Raw genomic sequence first — 22,104 nt, forward strand, 5'->3', positions numbered from 1 at the left:
GATAAGCCCAAAAATCATTGTTGATATGTGGATAAGTCTGTGTATTTATTAAAATTTTGGATAAGAAAAATCAGTTTTGTCTTTATTTTAGGATTTTAAAGTCAAAATAATCACTAAAGTAAAAAAATATTCACACAAAAAAATCTCTTGAAAATTTGTGGATAAAATTTTATCAAGAATCTTATCCACAATTAATATTTATACCAAAAATCACCGGAAAAAAGAATAATTTTTAATTTACGCCCTAATACTTATGCAAATATTAAGAAAAATTTAAATAGGGTCCTAGCTTTTGAAAAATACTTATAAAAAAAGAATAAAAACCTTGACATATATGCTTATTTTCAATATAATAGTAAGAGTCAAAAATTATAGGAGGTGTAAAGATGAAAAGAACCTATCAACCAAATAGAAGAAAAAGATCTAAAGATCACGGTTTTAGAAAAAGAATGTCTTCTCCAGGCGGAAGAAGAGTACTTAAAGCTAGAAGAAAGAAAAACAGAAAAAGACTTTCAGCTTAATCTTTATAAGTAAAGAAGCTCTTGATGGAAAAAAGACTAAGCTTAAGGAAAGACAAAGACTTTCAGAAAGTCTACAAAAAAAACTTTGCATGTTATAATAGAGATTTCACAGTCCTAGTCAAAGACAACGGAACAAATACTCCAAGATTTGGTTTTACAATCAGCAAAAAAGTTGGCAAGGCACATACAAGAAATTCTCTAAAAAGAAAGCTTAGAGAGATAATAAGGCTACATTACAAAAATCTCAATGGAGTAGATATAGTAATAATACCCAAAAAGCATACCACAGAATTTGACTACAAAAAACTAAAATCCTCTCTAGGTCATGCTCTTAACCAGGCATTTAAGAAAAAAAAGATATACTATGCTAAATAAAGTTTTTATAAAAATGATAAGATTTTATCAAAAATTCATTTCTCCACAATTAGGCAGTTCAAAATGCAAATACTACCCTACTTGTTCCAATTATGCCCTAGAGGCCTTTAGGAAATACGGGCCAGTAAAGGCTTTTTTTATGTCTTTGTGGAGAATTTTAAGATGTAATCCATTTTCAAAGGGCGGCTATGACCCTGTAAAATAAAATATAGCCAGCTAATACCACAGATAAAAAACGGAGAAAATATGTTCAATTTTATAGCGATAATACTTGGTAAGCTCATGAGGTTCATTTATGATATCCTCGCAGCAAACTTCACAGAGCCAGGATCTGTAAGTTTCTATGCCTTATCAATAATCATAATGACCCTATTAGTAAGTCTTATGACAATACCAATAACCATATCAAGTCAAAAACAAGCAGAAAAAGCAAGAAGATTCAAGCCAAAAATGGATGAGATCCAAAAAAAATACGGCTATGACCAACAAGTACTACAAAAAAAGATGCAAGAACTCTACAAAGAAGAAGGCGTAGGACCAGGACTTGGAGGATGTCTACCAATGATAATCCAACTACTCGTAATAATAGCCCTCTTTAGAGTAATGCAAGATACCACAAAGTACGTATTCCCAGAAGGAGTAACCCATCTAAAAACCAACTTCTTTTGGATCGAAAACCTACTAAACCCAGACCCACTATGGTATGGTCTACCACTACTAACATCCCTATCACAATTTGGTGTAACCCTATTCTCAATGAAGACAAACCCACAAATGCAACAGCAAGGCGGGGCAATGGGATCAATGAACACAATGATGCTAGTAATGCCACTAGCTTACTACTTCTTCTTTGTAAAGCTCCCAGCAGGTCTTCCACTATACTACACCCTATCATCAGTATTTAGATTAATAATAATGGTAGGAATGCACTTATTTATGAGTAAAGATGAGGCAACAGAAAAATGAAAAAATCAGTAATCAAATCAGCAAAAACAGCCGACGAAGCTATAAAACTAGCCCTAGATGAAATAGGCAAAAAGAGAAGCGAAGTAAGTGTAGAAATCCTAGAAGAAGCATCAGCAGGCTTCTTAGGACTCATAGGCGGTAAAGATGCCCTAGTAAGAGTATCCTATGAAGAAGACATCAACGAAGTTTTAAACGACCTAAAAAGCGAAATAGAAGTTGAATCCTTCAAAGAAGCCAGCAAAGACTACGACGTCAAAGAAAGAAGCAGCTACTTCCAAAAAGAAGAAGGCTTAGAAGAAGAAAAAGAGACAATAACAGAAAAAGCTAAAAATCTAGGCGATAAAGTTACAGAAGAAGCCAAAGAATTTGGCGAAAAAGTCAGAGAAGAAGCAAAAGATTTAGGCGAAAAGGTAAAAGACAAAATCGAAGAAGCAAAAGAAGAAGTAGAAGATGTCTTTGAAGATGACAGCCAAGACGATGAAACAGAAGAAGTCGCAAGCAAAGACTACGCCCTAAACAAAAAGCGTTCAAACATCGACAACTACTACAAAGCCAAAGAGCTCTTAGAAGAAATCCTAAAAGCCATGCACTTTGAAAACACAAGCGTCATCGGCAACCTCGACGGCCAACTAATCAAGCTAGAAGCAAAAGTAGATGAAAACGACACAGGCATCGCCATAGGCAAAAGCGGATCCACCCTAGATGCTATAGAATTCATCATAAGAAAAGCCATCGACTCAAGAGCCAACAGCCTAAGAGTAAACGTAGACATCAACGGCTACAAAAAGCGTCGTGACGAAAAAATCGTAAGACTAGCAAGAGAAACAGCAGAAAAAGTAGCCAAAACCCAAAAATCATGGAACTTACGCTACATGAACTCCTACGAAAGACGCCTAGCCCACGAAGAAATCAGTAAACACAAAAACGTAACAAGTCACTCAGAAGGCCGCGAACCACAAAGATACGTAGTAGTAGACTATGTAGAAGAATAAAAATAAGAGAGAGTACTCGAAAGAGTGCTCTTTTTTTAAGGAAGGAAAAAATGGAAATAAGAAAACAAATAAAACACTACGCCAAAACCAACTACAAAGACCTAATAAAAGCCATAATAAGCCTAGAAAGCCCAGAAACAAGCGAAGAGAAATTAGAAGAAATATATAATTACTACATGGAAAATGATGAGGTAAACCTATTAAGTAATGAGATTTTGGAGAGCTTGTAGGATTTAATGCTATAGATGATTTTATAAAAATCTAAATTCTGATATAATTAATGTTAAGATGATAATTTTATTTCAGCTAGAATTAACAAGAAAGTTTTTGAACTAATTGGAGAATATTATGAATAAGTTATTTGATGAATCAGATCCAAAATCAATAGAAAATTATGCTAAAAAATTAATAGGATATAGTTTTTCAGATGTTATTTATAGTGTCTCAAATAATGAATATGATTATAACATGCTAGTTGATTATTATAAATCACCTTATGGAAAAGGGTCATTGGGTAATTTACTAGAAAGATTATATTTCTTTTATCAACCCAATAGTGATTCAAGACCAGATTTTCCGGAAGCGGGTGTAGAGCTTAAAGTAACCCCATATGAATATACCAAAAAAGGCGATATAAAGGCTGGTGAAAGACTTGTAATAACAATGATACCTTTTGATAGGCCTTTAAATAATGATATAATGCAGTCACATTTGCTTTCAAAATTAGAGTTGATATTATTTATTTTCTATTATAGAAATAAAGAACTATTAAGAACCGATTATAAAATTGGTTATGTGAATTTATTTCATATGCTTAGTGAAAAAACTAAAGAAGATTTTGAAATTATAAAAGATGATTATAAAAAAATAATAGATAAAATAAAAGCTGGAAAGGCGCATGAATTATCTGAAGGAGATACATTATATTTAGGAGCTTGCACAAAAGGTGCTACAGCTAAATCTAGTTATAGGAGTCAATATTATAGCAATATACCGGCAAAGAGTCGAGCTTTTTCTTTAAAACAATCATACATGAAATATGTTTTAAATCACTATATATTAAATGAAGTCGAAACATATGAAAGGGCTTTTGCAGAAGAAGAGATAGAGAATTCTGACTTTGAAAGCTTAGTACTTAATAAAATTAATAAGTATGTAGGTTATAAAGTTGAAGATTTATATAAAGAGTATAATATTAAATCTGGAACGAAATCTAGAAATCACTTACTTATTATGAGGCTTTTGGGAGTAAATACAGATAATGCCCAAGAGTTTGTCAAAGCTAATATTCAAATTAAAACAATTAGAGTAAAAAACAGCGGAGTATTAAGAGAGCATATGTCTTTTCCTAATTTTGTTATAGAAGAATTTATAGATGAAGACTGGGAAGAATCGGAAGTATATGAATTATTTTCTCAAACAAAATTTATTTTTGTTGTTTTTAAAGAAGATGACAATGGTGATGATATTTTGATGGGAGCTAAATTCTGGACTATGCCTATTTCAGACTTAGACAATGAAGGTAAGAAAGAATGGCGAATGTTCCAAGATAAATTTATATCTGGTATCAACTTTGAAGTAAAAGAAACCAATAATGGTGATTATAGAATAGATAATGACATACCAAAAGCGAGTCAAACAGAAATATTTCACGTTAGATTACATAGTAGTAATACTGGATACGTAATTGATGGTAAAAGGTATGGTAAGGGAAAAGATTCAGATATGGATACCTTACCAAATGGAGATAAAATGACTAAACAATGTTTTTGGCTGAATAAAGATTATGTTAAAAATCAAATTGATGATTTAATATAGAAAGAGGATAGATGAAACTTAGTGTAGTAGAGTTATTTGCAGGCGTTGGTGGATTTAGGGTTGGCTTAAATGATATTAAGTCGTTTGATTATGAAACGGGCCTTGCAATTGAAAATAGAGATTGGGATTTTGTGTGGGCAAATCAATTTGAACCAGCATATAAAACCCAAGATGCATATGAATGTTACGCAAAAAGATTTGGTAAAGAAGATGTTTCGAATCTTGATATAAATTTAGTTAATAAAAAAACAATACCAGACCACAATCTCCTTGTTGGCGGTTTTCCTTGCCAAGATTATTCTGTAGCAAGGTCATTATCAAATGAACAAGGTATAGAAGGTAAAAAAGGTGTTTTATTTTGGCAAATTAGAGATACCCTGATTGAAAAAAACACCCCTTTTGTACTTCTTGAAAATGTTGATAGACTATTAAAATCTCCTGCCTCTATGAGAGGAAGAGATTTTGCTATAATGTTAAAAACCTTGGATGATTTAGGTTATAACGTAATTTGGAGAATGATTAATGCAGGAGAATATTCTATGCCACAAAAAAGACGTAGGGTATTTATATTTGCCTTTAAAAATGATACAAAATTCTCTAAACAATTAATCGATAAGGAATTAAATGAAATTCTTAAGGATAATTTTATTAATAGAATATTCCCTATAAATATGGAAGAAAAAAATAATAAATTGATAAGATTAAAAGAATACAAAGATATAGCAGATGTTTCAGATAATTATAAAGATGGGAAATTTTTTGAAACAGGGGTTATGATTAATCAAGAAGTCTTTACAAGTGAATTAGAACCTATAAGCGAAGAAATTTATCCACTTAGCAAAGTTCTTATGGAAGCTAATTATTATAATTTAGCCGACTTATCAGCTTATGTAGTAGAAGATGAAAAACTAGATAAATGGAAATATCTAAAAGGATCCAAAAGGATTGAAAGAACTAATAAGAATGGTCATAAGTATTTTTATAGTGAAGGTTCAATGTCATTTCCTGAAGATATAAATTCACCAGCTAGAACTATGCTTACAAGCGAGGGAACTTTAAATAGATCATCCCATATAATATATGATGAAAATATTAAAAAATATAGGATTTTAACAGAAATTGAAGCTGAATTAATACAGATGTTTCCACCAAATTGGACAAATACAATGCCAAAAAGAAAAAGATATTTTATGATGGGTAATGCTCTAGTAACAGGAATTATCAATAGAATGGAAGCTGATTTAAGAGAAATAATATTAAGTGAAAATTAATTATAAAATTTTTATTAAAAATAAAAGACAAGGCAGTAGGTGCAACTACTGCCTTTTTAAATGTCTTGATTCTCATGGAGAATCGCAATCTTTCTTTTCCTTGATATTGGTCAAGGGCTTTTTTGATTTAAGAGGTGGCTTCTTTTGCTTTTATTATATATAGAGATGCTTATATTTCAAATTTTCTTCCATATGATCCAACATATTGACTTAAAAAATTAGATTTAGCTGCTAAGTTAACAAAAGATTTTAAAAAATATCATAGAGATTAATTATTACTTTTGTGCTAAAATATATCAAACTTCTCCACATGAAGGTCGTTTTCTAGGAAGTTGATGAAGTTGTTTAGCTCTTCCTTATCTTTTGGGTAGATGTTGAAGTTGAGGATGAATTTGTCATCTTTGAATCTTAGGTTGTAGCCTTTTTTGTGGAGCTTGTTTTCTTCGACGTAGGTGTCGTTTTTTTCTAGGATTTTGGAGTCTTTTGATTCTATTAGGGCGGTGTATTGGGTGTGTCTTTGGAAGATTTCTCCTTTGAACATATAGGATTGGAAGAAGACTATGAAGCCTGTGGCTATGATTCCTATGAAATACATACCTGCTCCAAAGGCCATGCCTATGATGGATGTGGTCCAGATGCCTGCTGCTGTGGTGAGTCCTGTGACGCCGTAGTTTTTGACGAAGATTAGGCCTGCTCCTAAGAATCCTACTCCCGATACGATTTGGGCTGCGACTCTTGCTGCATCGAAGTGTTTGACATCGTAGAAGCCGTATTTGGAGATTATCATGGCTAGGCATGCTCCTAGGCAGACCAGGGTGTGGGTTCTGGATCCTGCTGATTTATTTTTGTTTTCTCTTTCGGTTCCTATTATGAAACCTGATGCCAGGGCGAGTGTCATTCTTGCTAGGAGGTAGAGGTTGAAGATATATGATTTGTCCATGGTGCCTTCCTTTATTTTTTAATGAGAAAATTTTCTAATAAGAAAAGCTTGAGTTTTTGCTCAAGCCTTTTGTTTTTAGTTTTCACCTTCTATATGGTAGCCGGTGTGAGTTTTTACTGGTTCTACTGTTAGTCTAGCTATATTGTAGGCGTGGTCTCCGATTCTTTCCATGGTTGATAGGATGTCGTTGAAGACGTAGCTTGCCATTGTTGTGATGTCTAGACCTTGTTTTAGTCTCTTGTAGTGGGACTTTCTTAGCTTTACTTCCATTAGGTCAAGGGCGGCTTCGTCTTCTTTTAGCTTGTTATATTTGGCTAAGTCTTTTAGCTCGAAGACTTCTACTGCGCTTGCTATGTTGTTTATTACTAGATCGTAGATTTCATTTAGGTCTGCTACCGCTTCTTCATTGTAGGATGAACCTGATTCTAGGATTTCGTTGAAGTATTCTGCTAGGTTTTCTCCTAGGTCTGATATTCTTTCGACGTTGATTTGGACTTGTAGGTAGGATTGTAGCTCTGCTTCTATGTCTACTGGAGCCTGGTTTTGTGCAAAGTTTAGTAGGTAGGCTTGGATTTTGGTGTCCATATCGTTGACCATTGACTCAGCTTCTTTGACTGTTTGGTAGTATTTTTTGTCTTTGGTGTTTAGGTATTCCTTGCTGGCCTTGATTGTTTCTAGGGCTACTACTGATTCCTGGATGATGGCTGTCCTTATTTGATCTAGGGCTGCTGCTGGGAATTTTTCTATTAGCATTTCATCAAGTTCTAGGTTGCCTAGGTCGGTTAGGATTGAATCCTTGCCTGGTATTATGTGTCTTAAGAGCCTTGCTGTTTGGCTGATTAGTGGCAAGAAGACTACCATACCTATGAAGTTGAAGGTGAAGTGTCCTACCGCTATGGTCATGAGCTTGTTGGCTCCTATGGCCCCTGCTATGTGCTCTACTAATATTTTGTATGGGTTTAGGAAGATTAAGAAAATCAATGATACTGACACATTAAAGAGGATGTGAAAGAGTGATGTTCTTTTTGCTGATAGGGATCCTCCCAGACTTGCTAGTATTGCTGTGATACAGGTACCTATGTTTGCACCAAACATGAGGGCTAGGGCGACGTTTAGGTCGATTGCCCCTGATGCAAAGAGGGACTGGGCTATACCGATGAAGGCTGATGATGATTGGATTAGGGCTGTAAGGGCCGCACCGATTATTACTGCTATTATTGGGTTTTGGGCCATATTTGCTACTACATCTTCAAAGCCTGGCACATCCTTTAGGGCTGTGAGGGATCCTCCCATCATTTCTAGACCTATGAATAATAGGCCAAAACCTACTAAGATTTCTCCTATGTATTTATTTTTTCTTCTGGCTGAGAACATGAAGATACCTACACCGATTAGGGCTATGAAGTAGGCGAAATATCCTAGATCAAAACCGATTAAGATTGATGTGACTGTGGTACCTATATTTGCTCCAAGGGTTATACCTATGGCTTGCTCTAGGCTCATGATGCCTGCTCTTACGAAGCTTATGGCTATTACTGTTGTTGCTGATGATGATTGGATAAGTCCTGTTATAAAGATTCCGACAAAGACACCCTTGATTGGATTTGAGGTGTATTTTTCTACATAGCCTCTTAATTTTGGGCCTGCAAAGTTGGTTAGGGCATCACCCATTAGACTTATACCAAATAAGAATATGGCTAGCCCACCTGCGATTAGGTTCCATTCTAGGCTAGACAGTGACGATAATTGCATATTTCCTCCAAAAAAAATTTTGCGATTTTCGCTAAGGACTTTTGAATCTGGTCCACTAAATAAAAAATGTTTAGATTATCTTAATAAACTATACTTCTAATATATCATAATTTAGCCCTAAAACCAAAGATTTTATCAAATTTTTTGATAAGAATTCATATTTTTTTAAAAATTCTTTACAAAGGGCTTGGTTCTATGATTTATAAGTCCTGTAAATGTTGACAAATTCCTATTTTCTATTATAATCCTTATGTTAAAGACCACTAGTCAAAGTAGTGGATAATCACTAATTTTATAAGGAGGAATGATGGCAAGTACAATAGCAGCTATATCTACTCCAGCAGGGACTGGTGGGATATCAATTGTCAGAATGAGTGGGGATAAGTCCCTAGAGATTATTAATAAGATTTTTAGGCCTATTAACAATAGGCCAGTTGACCCTGATAAGGACAATAGGTATTTGCGTTATGGAAATATCGTAAATAAGGATGGGGATGTTATAGATGAGGTGATGGTGGCCTTTATGAAGGGGCCTGGCACCTATACTAGAGAAGATGTGTGCGAGATTAACTGTCACGGGTCTTTTATTTCTGTTAGAGAGATTTTAAACCTGCTCTTAGATGAGGGCTGCGAACTTGCAGAGCCTGGTGAATTTACTAAGAGGGCCTTTCTTAATGGAAGGATTGACCTTTCTCAGGCTGAGGCTGTTCTTGATATAATTAATTCGACCAATAAGCTTTCAGCAAGCCAAGGTATCAGCCATTTGCAAGGCTCTCTTAGCAAGAAGATTGAAGATATTAGAAATGACCTAAAGGAGGGCCTTGCCCGTCTAGAATATTCTATTAATTTTACTGAAGATGGGGAAGATTTGCCTGTGTCAGATATAGAAGCCTATTTGATTAAGGCTAAGGATAAGATTGATGAGCTTTCCTCTACTTCTAATAAGGGTAAGCTTGTAAAAGATGGTATAAATACGACAATTATCGGTAAGCCAAATGTGGGCAAGTCCTCTCTTATGAATGTTCTTCTTGATGAGAATAGGGCTATTGTTACAGATATACCAGGTACAACCCGTGACCTTATTACAGAATATATTTCCCTGGGAGATTTTACCCTTAAGATAAACGACACGGCAGGTATTAGGGATACTGATGATTTGGTTGAAAAAATCGGAGTTGATAAGTCAATTGACTTGGTAGATAAGTCTGACCTTATCCTTGCGATTTTTGACCTATCTAGGGATTTTGATGAAGAAGACCAAAAGATTTTAGACCTTATCAAGGATAAGAACGCTATAATTATCCTCAATAAGACTGACCTTGACCCTGTTTTTGATGAGAAAGTTTTTGATCTAAATCTACCAATCATTAGGACATCTATGACCGACCTTTTGGGTATAAAGGAATTGGAAGATACAATTAGAGATATTTTTGATACCAAGGATTTAAATAGGGAATCAGTCCTTATTACCAATACTAGACATGAAAGGCTCCTAGCTTCTGCTAGAGAAAAGCTTGCTTCATCCCTTCACGATATGCAGATGGGAGTGCCTATAGATGCTTGTGAGGTGGACCTATCTTCTGCCTATGAAGATCTGGGTCTAATAATTGGTGAGAGTGTATCAGGAGAGATAATGGATAAAGTATTTAAGGAGTTTTGCGTTGGAAAATAGAAAATATAAGGCTGGATCCTACGATGTAGTTGTCGTTGGGGCTGGCCATGCAGGATGTGAAGCGGCGCTTTCCGCAGCTAGACTTGGCATGAAGACCCTTGTCCTTACCACATCTATGGAATCAGTGGCAGATATGCCTTGCAATCCAAATATAGGTGGTACAGGCAAGGGCCATATAGTAAGGGAAATTGATGCCCTGGGTGGAGAGATGGCAATAAATATTGACAAGACCTTCATCCAATCAAGGATGCTCAATACATCAAAGGGACCAGCAGTTCATTCACTAAGGGTCCAGGCTGATAAGAGACGCTACCACGAAGAGATGAAAAAGGTCTTAGAAGATGAGCCAAACCTTGATTTATTTGAGCAGGAAGTAGATAAGATTAATTATGAAGACGGAAAAATTGTTTCATGTGAAACAGTTCAAGGGGCAATCTTTGAAACAAAGGCTCTTATAATTTGTACAGGCACCTACCTCAATGGAACAATATTAATCGGTGATTATGCTAAAGTAAGTGGTCCTCATGGCTTATCAGCAGCGACCTTCTTAAGCGATTCTTTAAGGGAAATGGGCTTTTATATCCGCAGATTTAAGACAGGAACACCTGCAAGGATTCATAGGTCTTCCGTAAATTATGAAAAGACTACAGTCCAAGCGGGCGATAGCGAAGTAATACCATTTTCCTTTATAAATGAAGGCAAGGACTTTTCTGATAGTCAGCAAGAAAATTGCTTCCTTACCTATACCACAGAAAAGACCAAGGAGATCATCATGGATAATCTTGAAAGGTCACCAATTTATGGGGGCAAGGTCAAGGGCATTGGTCCTAGGTATTGTCCTTCAATTGAAGATAAGATGGTAAGATTCCCAGATAGGGATATCCACCAAGTTTTTATCGAACCAGAAAGCCTTTCGACAAATGAGATGTATGTTCAAGGGGTATCTTCATCCCTTCCACAAGAGGTTCAAGAAGAATTTTACAGGACAATTATCGGTCTTGAAGATGTAAAGATAATGAGACCTGCCTATGCTATTGAATATGACATGATCGATACTAGACAGCTAAAGAGAACCTTGGAATCAAAAGACTATGAAGGCCTATATTTTGCAGGCCAAATCAATGGCTCATCAGGATATGAGGAAGCTGCAGGTCAGGGCCTTGTAGCAGGAATCAATGCAGCCCTTAAGATAAAGGGTGAAGATGAATTTATTCTAGATAGGTCAGATGCCTATATAGGGGTCCTAATTGATGACCTAGTCACAGAAGGAACTAACGAGCCTTATAGGATGATGACTTCAAGATGCGAGTACAGGCTCACCATGAGACAGGACAATGCCGACCAAAGATTATCCAAAAAGGGCCACGACATAGGCCTTGTATCTGATGAACGCTATCAAAAGATGCTTGATAAGAGGGCTATGATAGAAAATGAGATTGATAGGCTTAAAGACGTCCACATTACTCCAAAGGATGAAACAAACAAGGCCCTAGAAGAAATGGGTTCTACTGTTCTTAATAAGGGTCTAAGCCTATATGAGCTTATAAAAAGACCTGAAATCACCTATCAGATGACAGAAATTTTTGACCAAGAAAGGCCAGACCTTCCTAAGTATATAAAAATCCAAGTTCAAACAGAAATCAAATACGAAGGCTATATCAAAAAGCAAATGGCAGATATAGAAAAATTCAAAAAGCTAGAAGGTCATAAATTATCAGCAGATATCGACTACAGCCAAATAAAGGGCCTAAAGAAAGAATCGGCAGAAAAGCTTAACGAAATCAAGCCAGAATCAATCGGACAAGCTTCTCGTATATCTGGAGTAAGTCCAGCTGATGTTAACGTGCTTTTGATTAGACTAAAGACAGGAGAGCTTTATGGATAAGAAGTATCAAATCTATATAGACTATCTTTTGGAAGTCAATTCCCACACCAACCTTACAACAATCACTGACCCCGCTGAAATTGAGCTTAAGCATTTCAAGGACTCCCTTACAGTCATAGATTATATTAAGGAAGGCGATAAGGTCCTTGACATAGGTGCTGGGGCTGGTTTTCCTGGTATACCACTAAGGATTGAAAAGGACTTTGACCTTACTCTAATAGATTCTGTGAACAAAAAGGTCAATTTCATGAACCAAGTAATAGAAAAGCTTGACTTAAAAAATGCTAGGGCCATCCACACCAGAGCAGAAGATTTTGCCAAGGACCATAGGGAGGGCTTTGACCTTGTCGTATCTCGTGCTGTGGCAAATATGGCAACCCTATCAGAGTTATGCTTGCCTTTCGTCAAGGTCGGTGGACTTTTCATTGCCCTTAAGGGGCCAAAGGCAGATGAGGAAGTGGAAAATGCTGCCAATGCCCTAGAGGTTTTGGGCGGAGAAGTGATAAAAATGGAAAAGCTCGACCTTGACGGCAATGAAAGGGTAAATGTCATTGTTAAAAAGGTAAAATCTTGTAAGAAAAGCTACCCAAGGGGACAAAATCTCCCAAAGAGAAAACCCCTTTAATGTTTCATATGAAACAAAGGAGTCTATATGAAATTTTTAAAATCATTCCTTATTATAGTATTATTTCTAGCCTTTAATATAGTAATAGATGCTCTTACAGGTGTCTTTATTCCAGGCCTTATAGCAGTCCTAAAAACAGGAAACTTCCTACAGTCTGCTAATTATATGGTCTACGGGCTCTTGGCAGGCCAATTAGTAAAACTTACCATCCTTGCCATATATATGGATAAGCGTGATAAGACATTTTATAGAAATTTTACTCAAAGGTATATAAAAAATGAAAAACTTGAAAATCCTATAAGATTTGTAGGAATCGGCTTAGGTACAGTTGGCTTTGGTCTACTCTTAACAAATATTATAATGAAGGCCATGGAGGGTACAGAACTACTTACATCAGCCCTAAACCTTATGGAAAATGCCTTCAATGCTCAGACTAATCTTGATGGTCTAGTATTAATACTTACAGTTGCAGTTGGGGCACCAATAGTCGAAGAGCTTCTTTTTAGGGGAGTCCTCTTTGAAGAGCTTAATAGGCATGTTTCTGTAAAGACAACAATCTTTCTAACAGCATTGATTTTTAGTTTGTATCATTTTAATATACTCCAGTCCCCAAATACTTTTGTTATGGGTTTGGTACTGGCATGGACCTATTACAAGACAAGATCCATAAAGGCTTCTATTATAATCCACGCTACAAATAATATCCTAGCTTTGATTCCGATAATCGACCAAGGACTTAGTCCAATAGGTATTGGTATTTATATAATATTTATGGTAATAGGAGTATATTCACTTATAACACTTAGGCAAAAGGCCTAGGTGTTTTTTGTTTCACAAAATTAGATTTTATAAGCTTATGAAGTAAAATATAAGTATAAAAGTTTCACGTGAAACATTAAGGTGGTTATAATGAAAGCTATAATTTATTCGGTAGGTACAGAAATCCTACTAGGATCAATATTAGATACAAATTCTAAATTTATTGCAGAAAGGCTCCAGGACCTGGGCATAAATTTATATAAGATGGAAACCATTGGTGATAATCCGGATAGACTTTATCAAGGGCTTAAGGAAGCTGATGGGGCCTATGACTATATATTTATAACAGGTGGCCTTGGACCGACAGAGGATGACATTACAAGAGAAGTGGCAGTAAAAGTCTGCGGGCTTGAAGATGAGATGGTTCTTGACCCATATTCCTATGAAGAACTTAGGAGATATTTTGAAAATAAAAATAAGGCTATGGAAGTAAATAGAAAACAAGCCATATTTCCTAAGTCGGCGGTGATTTTAAGAAATACCCAAGGGACAGCACCAGGTTGCATCTTAGAATCAAAAAATAAGTCTAAGTACATACTTATGCCTGGGCCACCAAATGAGATGAGAAATATGTTTGATACGGAAGTAACACCGAAACTTGCGACTGATAGACTAATAAGGTCTATAAATTGTAAGATAGGACTTCTCGGTGAATGGGATGTGGCAAGTAGGATTTACCTAAGTGGATCTGATCCAACCATAAGCCCTTATGCCAAGACTAGCGGTGTAGAGCTAAGGATAACAGCATCTGCCCCTGATGAAAACACATTAAATGAGTCTTTGGAAAGGGGCCTAAAAAGTGTGAAAGATGCCTTCGGAGGTCTAGTTATAACTACTGATGATAGGTCTCGTGAGGCAGTCTTAATAGATGAGCTAAGAAATAATAGAGAGACAGTCTCAACTGCTGAATCAATAACTGGAGGCTTAATTGCAAGCTCTATTATAGATATAAGTGGGGCAAGCGATGTGCTTAAGGAATCCTTTGTGACTTATTCTAATGAAGCTAAGCATAGAATATTAGGTGTTTCATATGAAACAATCGACAAGTACGACGTGGTGAGCAAGGAAGTTGTAAGCGAAATGCTTGATGGACTTGATTCTGACCTAAGAATAGCCACATCTGGCTATGCCCATTTGGGAGTAGCTTATGTAGGAGTCTCCTATAAAGGAAAAAAATATATAAGGCAGGTAAAGGTCAAGGGTGAACGTAACAAGGTTAGACGTGTGTGCAAGAATAAAGCCATTGACATGAGTATTTTAATAGTAAGAGGTGTATATGAAGATTATATCAGTTTTTAATCAAAAGGGAGGAGTAGGGAAAACTACTACAGTTGTAAACCTGGCAGTAGCCCTTGCCTACCTAGACAAGAAGGTTTTAGTAATAGATATGGATCCCCAAGCTAATGCCACAACAGGTTTGGGAATAGATAAAAATAAGGTTGAGACATCTATCTATGACTTGTTTTATTTTACAAGTCCTAAAGATGATAAAGCAGAAGTGACCGAGGGTGACATAGCAGAAGATAATACTGAAGAAGAAAAGACAGTTGAAGAAAATCCAGAAGAGTCTTTAGAAAATATAGATAAGTATATAATAAAGACAAAATCAGGCGTAGACTTAATTCCTTCAGAAAATTCTCTTTCAGGTCTTGAAGTTGAGCTTGTAGAGCTTGACCCAGTAGAAAGAACCCAGAAGCTTAAGACAATTTTAGCTGCTATAAAGACCGAGTATGACTTTATCCTCATAGACTTACCACCTTCACTAGGACTCTTATCAATAAATGCTCTAGTAGGATCAAATTCTATAATTATTCCAATACAGACAGAATACTATGCTCTTGAGGGAGTAAGTGAGCTTATGAATACATTTGAGCTTGTAAAAGAATCTCTAAATAAGGACTTATATGTAGAAGGAGTCCTTCTATCTATGTTCGATAAGAGAACGAAACTTGCTTATGAAGTAGTTGAAGAAGTAAAGAAATATTTCAAAAATAGGGTCTTTATGACAATGATTCCTAGAAATGTAAAACTTGCTGAAGCCCCATCCCATGGCAAGTCAGCGGTAGAATATGATCCAAAAAGCCAGGGAGCTATGGCCTACATCAGCCTAGCTCAAGAAATATCGGAGGACGTATGAATAAGAAAAGAAGCCTAGGCAGGGGCCTATCATCTCTTATACCTGATGCTAAAGATACAAATCATGAAGGTAGGATAATAAAGGTCTCCCTTGATAAGATTAAGGCTAGGGAAGGCCAGCCAAGAAAAACTTTTGACCAAAAGGGTCTGGAAGATTTGGCAAGGTCAATAAAGGAATATGGTCTTTTAAATCCAATAAGCCTATCAAAAGCTGGTGACCATTACGAAATTCTAGCGGGAGAGCGTAGGTATAGGGCAAGCCTTCTAAATGGAGCTACAGAAATAGAAGCCATAATCAAAGACTATGAAGATAAGGATATAGAAATCTTATCACTTATAGAAAATGTCCAAAGGGAAGATTTATCTTCTATAGAAGAAGCTACAGCTTACAAGAAGCTTTATGAAACATATAACTTAACCCAAGATCAGATAGCAGAAAAGATGGGCAAGTCCAGGTCCTATATAGCAAATACTATGAGGCTATTAAAGCTAGAAGTCTCTGAAAAAGAAGCCCTAAATAAGGGTGAAATTTCATCATCACAAGCCAGAAGCCTTCTTTCCTTAAAAGATGAGGATGATAGAAAAAAAGCTCTTGAAGATTATAAAAATAAGAAAACTGTCGTAAGGGAAGTAGAAGAACTATCCAGAGCGAAGGCTGATAAGCCTAGCAAGGAAGAAAGTCCAAAAACTTTAGAAAATGAAAAGCACAAGGGTAAATACCTAGACCTAAGCAAGGATAGTAAAGATACTAAGGAAGAAAAGCTCCCAAACCTTGATCAGCTCCTCTTTGATGACTTTGAAGAAAAATTCATGGATAAGCTATCAACCAAAGTATCAATAAAGAAGGATAAGGATACTTATAGGCTAGTAATAGATTGCTATTCTATAGAAGATTTGGAAAATATTTATAAGAGGCTTGGTGAAGATGATTAATTCTTATTCGATTGAGAAACTCTTAGGAGAGATTAGAAAGCCAAGTGCCAACCCAGGCGGTGGAGCTCTTGTAATAATGATTGCTAATATGGCAGTAAATCTAATCTTTATGATGGATAAGAAGGACTACGGGGCTAAGAATGATCAGGCAAATGTTTCACGTGAAACATTAAATCATATCTCAGGCCTACTAACAGACCTTGCTGATGAGGATATAAAATATGCGACAATCTTAGTAGATAAGTGCATAAAGGAAAAAAATGTCGATGAAAAATATTTTATAGATGCTGCAAGGCCACAGATTAAGCTAAATACCATAATCTTAGAGGCTATGAAGCATTTAGGATTTTTTCTAGAAAATGGAAAGTCTTATACAATTTCAGATGGGGAGATTGCAAATATCCTACTTAAGGCTGCAATTGATGCAAGCCTACCAACAATTGATATAAATTTAAATCAAACAAATTTTAAGTATAATATAGATGAAGTAAAAAGTGAAGCGGAAAAGCTTTATGAAAAAAATCTAATTATTATAGAAAGAAGGAAATCTTGACAGGATTATATATAGGAATGGGATGCTTGGCACTTGTCGTAGTCATACAATTTGCCATGATTAAGTCCCTACAAAATAGAACACGCAGACAAAAACAAAGATATGATCACCTCCTAAGGGGTAATGATCCAGATGTAAACATAGAAGAGCTATTAAATAGGCTAAATGACCAGATAGAATCATCCCACAAGGAGCTAAAAAATATAAATAAAACAGCAGCAGATGCAAAAGACACAACAATGGGCGCTGTAAGCAATATATCTACAGTTCACTTTGATGCCTTTGAGGGCCAAAGCAGGGAACTTTCTTTCTGTTTATGTATGCTTGATAATTTTCATAATGGAATTATCCTAACTAGTCTATATGGAGATAACACTTCAAACGTCTATTTAAAGGAAGTTGTAAGCGGTAAGGCTAGGGAGGAATTATCTGAGGCTGAAGAACAGGCTTTAAAAAAGGCTAAAAGATAAAAAATAACTAGCAATTTAATATATTTTACAATATAATATTAGTAATAAAATTAAGTATAAAAATTAGGAGGACTTAATGGCACAAGTAGGTATTTTAGATCAAGCGATAAAAACTATAGAAGGAAAAAACCTTACCATTGTCTTACCAGAAGGTAAAGACGAGAGAGTTTTGGAAGCAGCTATTAGACACCAAGAAGAAGGTTTATTACAACCAATCGTATTAGGTGACCAAGGAGAAATCCAAAAAACTGCTGATAAATTAGGCAAGAGCATATCTAATATAAAGATATTAAACCCAGAAACATTTGAAAATTTCGATGAATTGGTTGATTCTTTTGCAGAAATTAGAAAAGGAAAAATAGACAGAGAAGAAGCAGAATTTATCTTAAGAAGAGATTTAAACTACTTCGGTGTTATGTTAGTTAAATCTGGTTATGCAGATGGTCTTGTATCAGGTGCAATCCACACAACAGCAGACACTATTAGACCTGCCCTACAAATTATAAGAACCAAACCTGGTCAAAAGAGAGTATCAGGTGTTATGGTAATGTTAGGACCAAACGGTGAACAATTAGTATTTGCAGATACTGCAGTAAATATAACCCTAGAAGCTGATGAGCTTGCAGAAGTTGCAGTAGAAACAAGCCACACTGCTAAATCATTTGGTATCGACCCATATGTAGCACTTTTATCATTCTCAACCCTAGGCTCTGCTCACCACGACCTAGCTACAAAGGTTGCAAGAGCTACAGCAATAGCAAGAGACCTTGACCCAGAATTAAGAGTAGAAGGAGAAATCCAATTTGACGCTGCTATAGATCCAAAAACAGCTGCTAACAAGGCACCAAAATCAGAAGTAGCTGGTAAGTGTAATGTATTTATCTTCCCAGACCTACAAGCAGGAAACATCGGTTATAAGATAGCACAAAGACTTGGCGGTTATAAAGCCCTAGGACCAATACTCCAAGGACTAAATGCACCAGTTAACGACCTTTCAAGAGGTTGTTCAGCTCAAGATGTATATGAAATAGCTATCATAACAGCAATGCAAGCATCAGAAAGAGCAAGAGAAGCAGCAGAAAGAGCCGCTTCAAGCAAATAAGAAAATATATAAGGGCAATCTTTTTGGATTGCTCTTTTTTTATAAATATTTAGAGAAGAAAGGTGAGGATTATATTTTTAGAAGAAATTAAAAACATATCCAAGTCCGTAATACCCATAGCCATCCTAGTAGTGGTCCTGAACCTCTTTGTGGGAGTGGAAACTAAGCTACTAATCAACTTTTTTATAGGATGTGTGGGAGTAATTCTTGGCCTGGGAGTATTTCTAACAGGAGTAGAGATTTCAATTTCAGAAATTGGATCTATGATGGGAGATTTTATAGCAAGATTTGATAAGATAGCAAAAGTGGTTATCTTTGGTATTTTTATTGGATTTACAATTTCAGTTGCAGAACCTGATTTGCTGATTCTTGCTAATGAAGTAACAAGTGCTGTGGGAATTTCTGCCCAAATTATTGTTATGATCATATCCTTGGGAGTGGGAATGATGATTTCCCTGGGCCTATTTAGAATATTTAAGGAAATAAGCTTATCAAATATGATGTGGGCATTATATCTTACAGTCTTCGTCCTAATGATATTTACAGATGATGTGGGTCATGCAATTGCCTTTGATGCATCAGGGGCTACAACAGGAGCTATGACCACACCCTTTATAATTGCCCTAGGCCTAGGGGTGGCATCCCTTAAGGGCGAGAGGACTGAGGATGATTCCTTTGGCCTAGTAGGTCTTGCATCAACAGGTCCTATACTTGCAGGACTTATCATGAGTTTATTTTCTAAGGGAGGAGATGTCCTAATCAAAGAAGCTGCTCATAGTTCGGCCCTATATAGTGGTTTTATTAACTCTACTTTTGCCATTGTGCCTATTGCCCTTGTCTTTTATATAATGAACTTTTTATATTTTAAGGTAGAAAAAGATGAGCTCAGAAGAATCAGTATAGGAATGCTTTATACCTATCTTGGCCTTATAGTATTTTTGACAAGTGTTGAAGGCGGCTTTATGGAGCTTGCAAGAGTCATGGGCGAAGGCCTTGCCGATTCCAAATTCCTCCCTCTAATAGGTTTTGTACTTGGGCTTTTGGTAGTCTTGGCAGAGCCAGCCGTATCCGTTCTTGCCGAGCAGGTAGAGGATGTAACTGGTGGTTCTATACCAAGGAAAAATATCCTAGTAGCCCTATCTATAGGGGTTGCCTTTGCGGTGATGCTTGCCATCTTTAGGATAAGAATCGATGGTTTTGCCCTATGGATGCTAATTGTACCAGGCTTTTTACTTTCCCTAATCCTATCAAGGAGGGTTGACCAAATCTTTGTTGGTATAGCCTTTGACTCAGGCGGGGTAGCCTCAGGGCCAATGACAGCCACCTTTATTTTGGCCTTTTGCCAGGGAGTTGCTGGAAATATAGCTGATGGCTTCGGGGTAATCGCCTTTGTAGCCATGATGCCGGTTTTGACCATTATGATAATGGGTAACTTATATAGGAGATAAGATGCAATTTTTAAGAATAGTTCTTCCGAGAGGGAAGGGATCAGGATTTATGAAAATTCTACAAGACCATGGGGCAAGTGCTATTTCATGTTTTTATGGAGAAGGATCAGCACCAAGCCACATCCTAAATTCCCTAGCCATTGATAAGACCAAGAAGGAAGTAGTGGTCGGTCTAATAGAGGAAGATATAGCAGGTAAAATTATTGAGAAAATTTCAGATAAGCTTAAGTCTGTAAATACAGCTATAGCTTATTCGACAGCTTTAGAGGGAGAAAATAAGATGGAATATGTATGTTTGTATGTCATAGTGGATAGACATATGGGCCAAAAAGCCATCCACATAGCTCAGGATAATGGAGCAAGGGGTGCAACTGTCATCCATGGCAGGGGCGCAGGAGAAGAAATAAAGGGCAGGATATTCTTTAATATGAATATAGAGCCTGAAAAAGACATGGTAGTAATGCTAATTAAAAAAGACCTTGAAGAAAAAATTACAGCAGAAATATATAAGCAGATGGATTTGGAGGAGGCTGGAAAGGGTATAATATATTCTGTACCAGTAAACCACGTAGCAGGACTAGTGGAACAAAACAATTAAGGAGCAATAATGAAACAATTAGATACATTTGAATTTAGAGAGCATGTAGAAAATGGAAGTGGCCTTTGCCTAGTAGATTTTTCTGCGACTTGGTGTGGCCCATGCAAGATGCAAGCACCAATCCTTGAAGAATTGGCAGATGAGGTTGACTATAAAATATATAAGCTAGATGTGGATGAATCTAACGAAATAGCTGCCCAATACAATGTAAATGCTGTACCAAGCCTATTTATATTTAAAGATGGCATCCTAAAACAAAACCTAGTAGGCTTTCACACCAAAGATGCCATAATAGATGAAATGAGTAAATTCATATAATGAGATATGATATTGCAATAATCGGCGCAGGTCCTGCAGGACTTAGCGCCGCTTTAAATTCTAAGGTGAGAAACAAGTCAGTAATAATTTTTGGGACCGATTCAAAAAAAATTACACAGACTAGGTCCATCAGAAATTACCTGGGTTTTGGGGAAATAAGCGGTAAAGACTTAAATGAAAATTTCAAAAAGTCCCTTGCAGGATATCCTATAGAAAGGTCAAGTAAGAGAGTTAAAACAGTCTATGCCATGGGCAAGTATTTTGCTCTGGAAATCGAAAATGAAGATATGATGATAGAAGCATCCTCTGTAATAATTGCCACGGGCATAGAGCTTGCAAGAGATTTAGAAAATGAAGAGAAATTTTTTGCAAGGGGTGTCAATTATTGTGCAACCTGCGATGCAGCCCTCTACAGAGGCAAGAAAGTCGTAATTATAGGCTATAACCAAGAGTCTATTGAAGATGCAAATTTTACATCAGAAATAGTAGAAAAAGTGACCTTTGTTAACATGACAAAGAAGGAAGTAAAACTTAACGATTCTATAGAGGTTATAGAAGGAGAAATCCCATTAGGCTTTGAAGGAGAAAATCATGCAGATAAGCTCATCTTTAAGTCAGGCAAGGAAATTGAGGCAGATGGATTTTTTATAATAAAAGACTCATCCAAGCCTGAAAGACTTATCCCATCGATAAAGCTAGATGGAAACCACATCCTTGTAAATAGAGACCTTGAGACAAGTATCAAGGGGCTTTTTGCAGCAGGAGATATCACTGGCAAGCCTTATCAAATAGCCAAGGCTGTTGGAGAAGGGCAGATAGCAGGCCTTAATGCAGCAAGCTACCTTTCAAGCTTATAAGACTCTCTATGATATTAAATGTAAAATATAGACTTTTTATAAAAAAGTAGTTT

24 protein-coding genes are annotated in these 22,104 nt (G+C 36.3%); 22 read left to right on the forward strand and 2 right to left on the reverse strand.

The genetic code is table 11. The features are described from left to right. Window positions 1-386 precede the first annotated feature (386 nt). The 8 genes from rpmH (at window position 387) to dcm (ending at window position 5,943) form a co-directional block, all read left to right on the forward strand. Window positions 387-521, forward strand: coding sequence for a 50S ribosomal protein L34 (gene rpmH, locus ACCQ42_RS06980; protein ID WP_037326218.1), 135 nt, complete (start codon window positions 387-389; stop codon window positions 519-521). Window positions 522-545: 24 nt separating this feature from the next. Beyond that, entirely contained in the window at window positions 546-896 is a 351-nt protein-coding gene (gene rnpA / locus ACCQ42_RS06985) for a ribonuclease P protein component (protein WP_410035759.1), read from the forward strand. After that, entirely contained in the window at window positions 886-1,101 is a 216-nt protein-coding gene (gene yidD, locus ACCQ42_RS06990; protein ID WP_234025866.1) for a membrane protein insertion efficiency factor YidD, read from the forward strand. Before rnpA ends, yidD begins: the two co-directional genes overlap by 11 nt. 41 nt (window positions 1,102-1,142) lie before the next feature. Continuing rightward, window positions 1,143-1,862: a YidC/Oxa1 family membrane protein insertase gene (locus tag ACCQ42_RS06995; protein ID WP_106461250.1), complete on the forward strand. Its 720-nt coding sequence runs from the start codon at window positions 1,143-1,145 to the stop codon at window positions 1,860-1,862. Continuing rightward, window positions 1,859-2,854 carry an RNA-binding cell elongation regulator Jag/EloR gene (gene jag / locus ACCQ42_RS07000; protein ID WP_410035760.1) on the forward strand — a complete coding sequence of 332 codons (996 nt, stop codon included), beginning with the start codon at window positions 1,859-1,861 and terminating at the stop codon, window positions 2,852-2,854. Before ACCQ42_RS06995 ends, jag begins: the two co-directional genes overlap by 4 nt. Window positions 2,855-2,904: 50 nt before the next feature. Further along, window positions 2,905-3,084 carry a hypothetical protein gene (locus ACCQ42_RS07005; RefSeq protein WP_106461252.1) on the forward strand — a complete coding sequence of 60 codons (180 nt, stop codon included), beginning with the start codon at window positions 2,905-2,907 and terminating at the stop codon, window positions 3,082-3,084. Between the two features lie 118 nt (window positions 3,085-3,202). Then, window positions 3,203-4,672: a Sau3AI family type II restriction endonuclease gene (locus ACCQ42_RS07010; protein ID WP_410035761.1), complete on the forward strand. Its 1,470-nt coding sequence runs from the start codon at window positions 3,203-3,205 to the stop codon at window positions 4,670-4,672. A gap of 11 nt (window positions 4,673-4,683) precedes the next feature. Beyond that, window positions 4,684-5,943 (forward strand): DNA (cytosine-5-)-methyltransferase, encoded by a 1,260-nt coding sequence (gene dcm / locus ACCQ42_RS07015; RefSeq protein ID WP_410035762.1) that lies wholly within the window; start codon window positions 4,684-4,686, stop codon window positions 5,941-5,943. 286 nt (window positions 5,944-6,229) lie between these two features. Here dcm and ACCQ42_RS07020 read toward each other — a convergent pair whose 3' ends face one another. Further along, window positions 6,230-6,883 carry an MgtC/SapB family protein gene (locus ACCQ42_RS07020; protein ID WP_410035763.1) on the reverse strand — a complete coding sequence of 218 codons (654 nt, stop codon included), beginning with the start codon at window positions 6,881-6,883 and terminating at the stop codon, window positions 6,230-6,232. Window positions 6,884-6,958: 75 nt separating this feature from the next. Beyond that, window positions 6,959-8,635, reverse strand: a complete 1,677-nt coding sequence (locus ACCQ42_RS07025) for a Na/Pi cotransporter family protein (RefSeq protein WP_106461256.1) — start codon at window positions 8,633-8,635, stop codon at window positions 6,959-6,961. 307 nt (window positions 8,636-8,942) lie between these two features. Between ACCQ42_RS07025 and mnmE the strand changes: the two genes are divergently transcribed. From mnmE to ACCQ42_RS07095, 14 genes are all read left to right on the forward strand, one after another. Next, entirely contained in the window at window positions 8,943-10,307 is a 1,365-nt protein-coding gene (gene mnmE / locus ACCQ42_RS07030) for a tRNA uridine-5-carboxymethylaminomethyl(34) synthesis GTPase MnmE (RefSeq protein ID WP_265237342.1), read from the forward strand. Then, entirely contained in the window at window positions 10,297-12,192 is a 1,896-nt protein-coding gene (mnmG, locus tag ACCQ42_RS07035) for a tRNA uridine-5-carboxymethylaminomethyl(34) synthesis enzyme MnmG (protein WP_410035764.1), read from the forward strand. Before mnmE ends, mnmG begins: the two co-directional genes overlap by 11 nt. Continuing rightward, complete coding sequence (gene rsmG / locus ACCQ42_RS07040) at window positions 12,185-12,817, forward strand: 16S rRNA (guanine(527)-N(7))-methyltransferase RsmG (protein WP_410035765.1); 633 nt, start codon at window positions 12,185-12,187, stop codon at window positions 12,815-12,817. The genes mnmG and rsmG overlap by 8 nt, the downstream gene beginning before the upstream one ends. Window positions 12,818-12,844: 27 nt before the next feature. After that, the gene (locus ACCQ42_RS07045) at window positions 12,845-13,636 is read left to right on the forward strand and encodes a CPBP family intramembrane glutamic endopeptidase (RefSeq protein ID WP_410035766.1); all 792 of its coding nucleotides are present in this window, start codon (window positions 12,845-12,847) and stop codon (window positions 13,634-13,636) included. Window positions 13,637-13,726: 90 nt separating this feature from the next. Continuing rightward, window positions 13,727-14,935: a CinA family nicotinamide mononucleotide deamidase-related protein gene (locus tag ACCQ42_RS07050; protein ID WP_410035767.1), complete on the forward strand. Its 1,209-nt coding sequence runs from the start codon at window positions 13,727-13,729 to the stop codon at window positions 14,933-14,935. Next, window positions 14,913-15,773 (forward strand): ParA family protein, encoded by an 861-nt coding sequence (locus tag ACCQ42_RS07055; protein ID WP_410035768.1) that lies wholly within the window; start codon window positions 14,913-14,915, stop codon window positions 15,771-15,773. The genes ACCQ42_RS07050 and ACCQ42_RS07055 overlap by 23 nt, the downstream gene beginning before the upstream one ends. Then, window positions 15,770-16,705: a ParB/RepB/Spo0J family partition protein gene (locus ACCQ42_RS07060; protein WP_410035769.1), complete on the forward strand. Its 936-nt coding sequence runs from the start codon at window positions 15,770-15,772 to the stop codon at window positions 16,703-16,705. The genes ACCQ42_RS07055 and ACCQ42_RS07060 overlap by 4 nt, the downstream gene beginning before the upstream one ends. Continuing rightward, window positions 16,698-17,258 carry a cyclodeaminase/cyclohydrolase family protein gene (locus ACCQ42_RS07065; RefSeq protein ID WP_410035787.1) on the forward strand — a complete coding sequence of 187 codons (561 nt, stop codon included), beginning with the start codon at window positions 16,698-16,700 and terminating at the stop codon, window positions 17,256-17,258. The genes ACCQ42_RS07060 and ACCQ42_RS07065 overlap by 8 nt, the downstream gene beginning before the upstream one ends. Then, window positions 17,255-17,728, forward strand: a complete 474-nt coding sequence (locus ACCQ42_RS07070; protein ID WP_410035770.1) for a DUF4446 family protein — start codon at window positions 17,255-17,257, stop codon at window positions 17,726-17,728. Before ACCQ42_RS07065 ends, ACCQ42_RS07070 begins: the two co-directional genes overlap by 4 nt. A 76-nt stretch (window positions 17,729-17,804) precedes the next feature. Then, complete coding sequence (pta, locus tag ACCQ42_RS07075; RefSeq protein WP_410035771.1) at window positions 17,805-18,830, forward strand: phosphate acetyltransferase; 1,026 nt, start codon at window positions 17,805-17,807, stop codon at window positions 18,828-18,830. A gap of 62 nt (window positions 18,831-18,892) precedes the next feature. Beyond that, a complete protein-coding gene (locus tag ACCQ42_RS07080) occupies window positions 18,893-20,278 on the forward strand; it encodes a DUF1538 domain-containing protein (RefSeq protein ID WP_410035772.1) in 1,386 nt (461 codons plus the stop codon). A gap of 1 nt (window position 20,279) precedes the next feature. Continuing rightward, a complete protein-coding gene (locus tag ACCQ42_RS07085; RefSeq protein WP_106461266.1) occupies window positions 20,280-20,876 on the forward strand; it encodes a P-II family nitrogen regulator in 597 nt (198 codons plus the stop codon). Window positions 20,877-20,885: 9 nt separating this feature from the next. Further along, window positions 20,886-21,194 (forward strand): thioredoxin, encoded by a 309-nt coding sequence (trxA, locus tag ACCQ42_RS07090; protein ID WP_410035773.1) that lies wholly within the window; start codon window positions 20,886-20,888, stop codon window positions 21,192-21,194. Beyond that, the gene (locus ACCQ42_RS07095) at window positions 21,194-22,051 is read left to right on the forward strand and encodes an NAD(P)/FAD-dependent oxidoreductase (protein ID WP_410035774.1); all 858 of its coding nucleotides are present in this window, start codon (window positions 21,194-21,196) and stop codon (window positions 22,049-22,051) included. The genes trxA and ACCQ42_RS07095 overlap by 1 nt, the downstream gene beginning before the upstream one ends. Window positions 22,052-22,104: the final 53 nt, after the last annotated feature.

This window comes from Anaerococcus kampingae, assembly GCF_046365475.1.
GTDB classification, from domain to species: domain Bacteria; phylum Bacillota; class Clostridia; order Tissierellales; family Peptoniphilaceae; genus Anaerococcus; species Anaerococcus kampingae.

Excerpts from the sequence above, each read along its gene's own strand:
- rpmH (WP_037326218.1), top strand. The coding sequence starts at position 387 with ATGAAAAGAACCTATCAACCAAATAGAAGAAAAAGATCTAAAGATCAC.
- rnpA (WP_410035759.1), top strand. The coding sequence starts at position 546 with ATGGAAAAAAGACTAAGCTTAAGGAAAGACAAAGACTTTCAGAAAGTC.
- yidD (WP_234025866.1), top strand. The coding sequence starts at position 886 with ATGCTAAATAAAGTTTTTATAAAAATGATAAGATTTTATCAAAAATTC.
- ACCQ42_RS06995 (WP_106461250.1), top strand. The coding sequence starts at position 1,143 with ATGTTCAATTTTATAGCGATAATACTTGGTAAGCTCATGAGGTTCATT.
- jag (WP_410035760.1), top strand. The coding sequence starts at position 1,859 with ATGAAAAAATCAGTAATCAAATCAGCAAAAACAGCCGACGAAGCTATA.
- ACCQ42_RS07005 (WP_106461252.1), top strand. The coding sequence starts at position 2,905 with ATGGAAATAAGAAAACAAATAAAACACTACGCCAAAACCAACTACAAA.
- ACCQ42_RS07010 (WP_410035761.1), top strand. The coding sequence starts at position 3,203 with ATGAATAAGTTATTTGATGAATCAGATCCAAAATCAATAGAAAATTAT.
- dcm (WP_410035762.1), top strand. The coding sequence starts at position 4,684 with ATGAAACTTAGTGTAGTAGAGTTATTTGCAGGCGTTGGTGGATTTAGG.
- ACCQ42_RS07020 (WP_410035763.1), bottom strand. The coding sequence starts at position 6,883 with ATGGACAAATCATATATCTTCAACCTCTACCTCCTAGCAAGAATGACA.
- ACCQ42_RS07025 (WP_106461256.1), bottom strand. The coding sequence starts at position 8,635 with ATGCAATTATCGTCACTGTCTAGCCTAGAATGGAACCTAATCGCAGGT.
- mnmE (WP_265237342.1), top strand. The coding sequence starts at position 8,943 with ATGGCAAGTACAATAGCAGCTATATCTACTCCAGCAGGGACTGGTGGG.
- rsmG (WP_410035765.1), top strand. The coding sequence starts at position 12,185 with ATGGATAAGAAGTATCAAATCTATATAGACTATCTTTTGGAAGTCAAT.
- ACCQ42_RS07045 (WP_410035766.1), top strand. The coding sequence starts at position 12,845 with ATGAAATTTTTAAAATCATTCCTTATTATAGTATTATTTCTAGCCTTT.
- ACCQ42_RS07050 (WP_410035767.1), top strand. The coding sequence starts at position 13,727 with ATGAAAGCTATAATTTATTCGGTAGGTACAGAAATCCTACTAGGATCA.
- ACCQ42_RS07055 (WP_410035768.1), top strand. The coding sequence starts at position 14,913 with ATGAAGATTATATCAGTTTTTAATCAAAAGGGAGGAGTAGGGAAAACT.
- ACCQ42_RS07060 (WP_410035769.1), top strand. The coding sequence starts at position 15,770 with ATGAATAAGAAAAGAAGCCTAGGCAGGGGCCTATCATCTCTTATACCT.
- ACCQ42_RS07065 (WP_410035787.1), top strand. The coding sequence starts at position 16,698 with ATGATTAATTCTTATTCGATTGAGAAACTCTTAGGAGAGATTAGAAAG.
- pta (WP_410035771.1), top strand. The coding sequence starts at position 17,805 with ATGGCACAAGTAGGTATTTTAGATCAAGCGATAAAAACTATAGAAGGA.
- ACCQ42_RS07085 (WP_106461266.1), top strand. The coding sequence starts at position 20,280 with ATGCAATTTTTAAGAATAGTTCTTCCGAGAGGGAAGGGATCAGGATTT.
- trxA (WP_410035773.1), top strand. The coding sequence starts at position 20,886 with ATGAAACAATTAGATACATTTGAATTTAGAGAGCATGTAGAAAATGGA.
- ACCQ42_RS07095 (WP_410035774.1), top strand. The coding sequence starts at position 21,194 with ATGAGATATGATATTGCAATAATCGGCGCAGGTCCTGCAGGACTTAGC.